Here is a 6,184-nt window from a genome sequence, read left to right as displayed (position 1 = left end):
CCGGCAACCGCCCCCCGGCCGCGTACCACAGCCAGCGCACCGGGCCGGGCCGCCGCACCGGCCGTTCCCCCGGCGCCCGACCCCGCCGTTGCCCCCGATCCGGTTCCGCCGGACGATCTTCCTGCGTCACACGGCGCAGCCTAGGCCGTCCCCCGGTTCTCCGTCCGCGCCACCGAGAGCGGCCTCACGGTCCGGACCGGTCGGCGCGCCCCAGCACCTCCGCGACGAAGTCGCTCTTGGCCCGCGTGTAGGCCTCCCGGTCCCCGGCGTGGCGGGTGGCCAGGCGCCGCTTCAGCGCGGCGTACCGGGCGGTGAGTTCCGGGTCCCGGCGCAGGGCGTCCCGGAAGGCGAGCTGTGCGTACCACCGCGGATGCCCCGCGGGGAGCAGGTGCAGATGGGCCACCCTGTGGACTCCGGAGGCGTCCGGCTTGACGAAGAACCTCCGCCACGGGCGCCCGTCCCGCTCCGGTGGCACCGCGCACCAGCCGTCGGCGGCCAGCTCCGCCGCCGCCTCGCGGGCGACCACGTCGGGATCGTCGACCGGGGCCATCAGGTCGACGACAGGCTTGGCGGGCAGGTCCGGGACGGCGGTGGAACCGATGTGCTCCACCGCGCCGACCAGCCAGGGCCCGAGCACGACCGTCACCCGGGCGCTCTCGGCCCGCGCCGACTCCCGCCACCCGGGGTCGGGGGGTCGGATCTCCGGCGGTTCATGGGCCCACGCGGGGACGGCACCGTCCATCGCGGACGAGCATAGGCGCGGCAGCCGCCCCGGCGCACACCGTGGTCACCGGCTCTGACACATTCTGCGTATGCCGACACCGACCCGGTCCCGCGACCTGTCCGTCTTCGTCAACGCCGCGCTGCGCAAACCGGGGCTCGTCGGCGCGGTGAGCCCGAGTTCCGCCCGGCTGGCCGAACAGCTGTCCGTCGTCGTGCCCCGGTCGGGACGACCCACCGTGGTGGAACTGGGCGCGGGCAGCGGCGCGGTGAGCCGGGTGGTGGGCAAGCGGCTCCCGACCGGTGGCAGGCACCTCGCGGTGGAGATCGACCCGACGCTGGCCGATCACCTGCGTGCGGCCCATCCGGAGCTCACCGTCGTGTGCGGCGACGCGGCGCGCCTGCGTGCGCTGCTGGGCGAGGAGCAGGTCGGGAGTGCCGACGCCGTGGTGAGCGGGTTGCCGTGGTCATTGTTCGCCGTGGAGGCCCAACGGCGGATCCTCGGCGAGGTGGCCGGGGCGCTCGCGCCCGGCGGCGGATTCAGCACCTTCGCCTACCGGCACGCCGCACACCTCGCCGGGGCCCGGCGGTTCCGGCGGCTGCTGGACGAGTACTTCGACGAGGTCGTGACCACCCGCACGGTGTGGCGCAACGTGCCGCCCGCCCTGGTCTACGTGTGCCGGCGCCCGCGCGTCCCCGGCCCCGCGGCGGGCTGAGGCCCGGTCCCCGGGGCCACGGGACGGCCCCGGGGACCGGGCCACCCCTCACAGCGCGCCGGTGTGTTCCACCATGATCCCGCGGATGCCCTTCAGCTCCCCGAGCAGCGTGCTGGACACCTCCACCGGGTAGTCCGGGATCTCCATCCGGAACTCCTCCCCACCGCAGACGAGCACCTGCACCGGGGTGTCGCCCCGGTGTGCCGACAGCGCCGACCGCAGCTCCTGCACCACGTCCCGGTCGAGCCTGCCCGCGTCCGCGCGCAGCACGAACGGCAGGTCCCCGCTGACGGGATTGTGCTCGGCGTCGGAGATGTCCAGGGTGACCATGTTCGACGCGAACACGCTCATCGTGTCGTCCCGCCAGTTCACCCGACCCTTGACGGCGACCGCGCTGTCGGTGACCAGCTCCTCCCCCATGACCGAGTACGCCTTGGCGAAGAACAGCACCTCGATGGAGGCGTCCAGGTCCTCGACGGTGACGATCGCCCACGGCTCGCCCTTCTTGGACACCTTCCGGTCGATGCTGCTGATGATCCCGGCGACGGTGATCTCACCCTCCGCCGGTGCCCCGTGCTTGAGGGTGGCGATGGGCTTCGGGGCGTGCTTGCGCAGGATGCCCTCCGCGCCGTCCAACGGATGTGCGGAGACGTACAGGCCGAGCATGTCGCGTTCGTAGGCGAGCAGCTCCTTGCGCGGCCACTCCTCCGGCCCGAACGTCAGGTGCGCCAGCGGGGAGGTGCCCGCGGCGTCCTCCTCACCGGTGTCCGCGCCGCCGAACAGGTCGAACTGCCCCAGAGCCTCCTGCTTCTTCAGGCCCGCGACCGCCTCCACGGCCTCCTCGTGCACGCGCAGCAGCGACAGCCGGGGGAGGCCGAAACTGTCGAACGCCCCCGCCTTGATCAGTGACTCGATCACCCGCTTCTGGCACACCGTCGCGGGGACCTTCTCCAGGAAGTCCGCGAACGAGCGGTACCCGCCCTTTTCCCGCCGGGTCTCGATGATCGCGCGCGCGACCCCGGCACCGACGTTGCGGACGGCGCCCAGCCCGAAGCGGATGTTCCCGCCCACGGCCGCGAACTGCACGCCCGACTCGTTGACGTCCGGCGGGAGGACCTTCACCCCCATGCGACGGCACTCGGACAGGTAGACCGCGCTCTTGTCCTTGTTCCCCGAGTTCGCGGTCAGCTGGGCGGCCATGAACTCGGCCGGGTAGTGCGCCTTCAGGTACGCGGTCCAGTAGGAGACCAGCGCGTACCCGGCGGTGTGGGACTTGTTGAACGCGTAGCCGGCGAACGGCCCCATCACGTCCCACAGCGTCTGCGCGGCCTCCTCGCTGAACCCGTTCTCCTGCATCCCGGCGAGGAACTTCGCGGATTCCTTCGCGATGACCTCGGGCTTCTTCTTGCCCATCGCCTTGCGCAGCAGGTCGGCCTCGCCCAGGGTGTAGCCGGCGAGCTGCTGGGCGATCGCCATCACCTGCTCCTGATACACCAGCAGGTGGTACGACTCGCCCAGGATCGGGTCCAGCGCGTCCTTGAGCTCCGGGTGGATGGGCTTGATCGGCGCGCGCCCGTTCGACCGTTCCGCGTAGGCCATGTGCGCGTTCGCCGCCATCGGCCCCGGCCGGTACAGCGCCAGCGCGGCGGACACGTCGCCGAAGTGGGTCGGCCCCATCGCGCGCAGCAGGGTCCGCATTCCCGCACCGTCGAGTTGGAACACGCCGAGCGTGTCCCCGCGCGCCAGCAGGCGGTAGGTCTGCTCGTCCTCCAGACCGAGGGTGTCCAGATCGATGTCGGTCCCGTGGTTCTCCCGCACGGACCGGATGGCGTCCTCGATGATCGTCAGCGTGGACAACCCGAGGAAGTCCATCTTCAGCAGCCCGATCTCCTCACAGGCCGGGTAGTCCCAACCGGTGATGATCGCCCCGTCCTCCCGCATCCACAGCGGCAGGACGTCGAGCAGCGGCTCGGAGCTCAGGATGTAGGCGCACGCGTGCACCCCCGCGTTGCGGATCAGTCCCTCCAGCCCGCGGGCGGTGTTGAAGATCGTCGCCACGTCCTGGTCGGTCTCGATCAGGGACCGGATCTCCGCGGCCTCCGGATAGCGTTCGTGTTGCGGGTCGACGATGCCCGCGAGCGGGATGTCCTCGGCGGCGACCGGCGGCGGGAGCGCCTTCGTCATCCGCTCGGCCATGGCGAAGCCCGGCTGCCCGTAGTGCGCGCGGGCGGCATCCTTGAGCGCGGCCTTCGTCTTGATCGTGCCGAAGGTGAGGACCTGGGCGACGTTCTCCTGGCCGTACTTGTCGCGGGTGTAGGCCATCACCTCGTCCCGGCGACGGTCGTCGAAGTCGAGGTCGATGTCCGGCGGGGAGTCCCGCTCGGGGTTCAGGAACCGCTCGAAGATCAGCGAGTGCTCGATCGGGTCCAGGTTGATGATCTGGAGGATGTACGACACCAGCGCCCCGGTGGCACTGCCGCGCCCGGGACCGACCCGGATCCCCTGCGACTTCGCCCAGCGCACCAGGTCGCCGACGACCAGGAAGTAGGAGGCGTAGCCCTTCTCGCAGATGACACTGAGCTCCCACTCCACCCGCTGCCGGTACTCGTCGGTGAGCCCCTCCGGGAACCGGTGCGGGATCAGCTCCTCCACCTCGGCCCGGAGCTTGTCCTCCTCGGTCTGCCCGGGCGCGAGGGAGACCCGCGGCATCCGGTCGCTCTCGGTGAAGACCTCCTCGTACGACTCGATCCGCTCGGCGATCTCCAGGGTCGTGTCGCACGCCCCGGGGACCTCCTTCTCCCAGTAGTCGCGCATCTCCTCGGCCGACTTGAGGTAGAAGTCGTCGCTGTCGAACTTGAACCGTTTCGGGTCGGTCAGCGTCCTGCCGGTCTGCACGCACAGCAACGCGCCGTGGGACTCCGCCTGATCCGCGGTGACGTAGTGGCTGTCGTTGGTCGCCACCGGCGTCAGGTCCAGCTCCTTGCGCAGCCGCAGCAGGTCCTCGCGGATCGAGCGCTCGATGGACAGCCCGTGGTCCATCAGCTCCAGGAAGAAGTTCTCGGCACCGAAGATGTCCCGGTAGTCGGCCGCGGCCTGCACCGCCTCCTTGTACTGGCCGAGCCGCAGCCGGGTCTGCACCTCCCCGGACGGGCAGCCGGTGGAGGCGATGATCCCCTCGGCGTGCTCGGCGATCAGTTCCCGGTCCATCCGGGGTTTGCGGTAGTACCCCTCGAAGGAGGCCAGGGAGGACAGCCGGAACAGGTTGCGCAGGCCGGTGGCGTTGCGGGCCCACATCGTCAGGTGGGTGTAGGAACCGCCACCGGAGACGTCCCCACCGCTCTCGGTCGCGTCGCTGTCCTCACCGGTACGGGACTTGCCCCAGAAGACCGGCTTCTTGTGGTACCGCGAGGCCGGAGCCACGTACGCCTCGATCCCGATGATCGGCTTCACGCTCGTCTTCCGCGCCTGCGTGTAGAAGTCGTGCGCGCCGAACATGTTGCCGTGGTCGGTCATCGCCACCGCGGGCTGTCCGAGCCGCTCGGCCTCGGCGAACAGCGGGGCGAGTTTCGCCGCGCCGTCGAGCATCGAGTACTCGGTGTGCACATGCAGGTGAGCGAACTGCTCCGGCACGCTGGATCTCCTTCTCGGGCAACGCGGGATGATGTCCGTCGACGCTAGCTCAGGGCGCGCGGGCCCGCCCCGGGTGGCCCCGGCGTGTCCGACCACCTGTCCGGGTGGGCGCTACACGAGGACGCGGAGGGCTCCTCCCCGGCGCCGGACGCGGGGAACGGGACGCCCGTCCCGCGCGTCCGGTGATATGTCAGCACACGGGAACCGGGTCTACTGATCGGGAGGGCAACATGGGCGGCGAGGCTCACCGGGGCAGCGGTGCGACGGCCCGGCCCGGCTCGGTGCCGGGCGGCGGTAGCCCCGAAGGGCTCCTGATCGCGGCGCTGTACGGGGACCTGTCGCCGCACCCGTGGCGCGACCCCGCCGCCGCGTCCGAGGACCCGCACAGCCTGTTCGAGAAGCGGTCCCGGGCGATGGGGTGGCTGTCCGACCAGAGCACGGTGCGCGTGGGCGGAACGGACCCGGTCCCGGACCGCGCGACGGGAACCGGCACGGGAGGGGCCGCCCCGGCGAGCTCGTGGAGCATGCACGAGGCCGGCCCGGAACTTCCGGGCCTGGAGCCGGACTCACCGTTGGCGGCCTGGTTCCAGGTGGGCCTCGGTCCGGTCCCGGCCGACCGGCCGCTGCCCGCGCAGCCCTTCCTGTGCTGCGCCGACCACGTGCTCGCCCGGTTCGGCACTCTTCGGCTCCGTGCCGTGCAGCTGCTGCTGCCCGTGCAGCAGCTGCGCCCGACGCCACGCCGGGCCGTGCTGCCCTCGCTGGAGAGCATCGGGTGGTTCTCCGAGTGCGACCCGGGAGCACGCACCGGGGTGCGCGTCACGCTGGACAGCGGCGCGCGGCCGGCCGTGCCGGACCTCGCACCCGAACTGCTGCGCTCGCTCCGACGCGAGGAGCAGACACTCTTCGCGTGCGAGTCCCATTCAACGACCGACCACCCGGCCCTGGCCGAGCGCTCGCCGTTCGACGACCACCTCGGGAGCGGCCCGCCCGGCCACCGGGTCACCGTCCACGGCACTCTCGCCGAGTGGTCCCTGGACGCGGTGGGCTGGCTCGCCGGCTTTCTCGCCGACGCCACCGCCCGGGCGGAGCCCGCGGCCCCGGTGCTGCTCACCGTCGGC

The 6,184-nt window shown here is 71.7% G+C and carries 4 protein-coding genes; 2 read left to right on the top strand and 2 right to left on the bottom strand.

Annotation, left to right across the window (positions count from 1 at the left end):
• Positions 1-184: 184 nt before the first annotated feature.
• Entirely contained in the window at positions 185-742 is a 558-nt protein-coding gene (locus ACTIR_RS0120470; RefSeq protein ID WP_026455667.1) for a GrpB family protein, read from the bottom strand.
• A 70-nt stretch (positions 743-812) separates the two neighbouring features.
• On the opposite strand from ACTIR_RS0120470, the gene ACTIR_RS0120465 reads away from it, so the two are divergent.
• Positions 813-1,436: a class I SAM-dependent methyltransferase gene (locus ACTIR_RS0120465; RefSeq protein WP_026455666.1), complete on the top strand. Its 624-nt coding sequence runs from the start codon at positions 813-815 to the stop codon at positions 1,434-1,436.
• 48 nt (positions 1,437-1,484) lie between these two features.
• Here the strand turns inward: ACTIR_RS0120465 and dnaE are convergent, their stop codons facing one another.
• Positions 1,485-5,066, bottom strand: coding sequence for a DNA polymerase III subunit alpha (gene dnaE / locus ACTIR_RS0120460; RefSeq protein ID WP_026455665.1), 3,582 nt, complete (start codon positions 5,064-5,066; stop codon positions 1,485-1,487).
• A 230-nt stretch (positions 5,067-5,296) separates the two neighbouring features.
• On the opposite strand from dnaE, the gene ACTIR_RS0120455 reads away from it, so the two are divergent.
• Positions 5,297-6,184 (top strand): hypothetical protein (locus tag ACTIR_RS0120455; protein WP_026455664.1); only part of this gene is annotated, 888 nt, incomplete at its 3' end.

This window comes from Saccharomonospora iraqiensis subsp. iraqiensis (genome assembly GCF_000430445.1).
In the GTDB taxonomy this organism is placed as follows: Bacteria; Actinomycetota; Actinomycetes; order Mycobacteriales; family Pseudonocardiaceae; genus Saccharomonospora; species Saccharomonospora iraqiensis.
The sequence above is the reverse complement of the archived record's forward strand: the minus strand, read 5'-3'. Positions and strand labels throughout refer to the sequence as shown.

What these genes read in the sequence shown, in the direction of transcription:
- ACTIR_RS0120465 (WP_026455666.1), top strand. Translation starts at nt 813, where the DNA reads ATGCCGACACCGACCCGGTCCCGCGACCTGTCCGTCTTCGTCAACGCC.
- ACTIR_RS0120470 (WP_026455667.1), bottom strand. Translation starts at nt 742, where the DNA reads ATGGACGGTGCCGTCCCCGCGTGGGCCCATGAACCGCCGGAGATCCGA.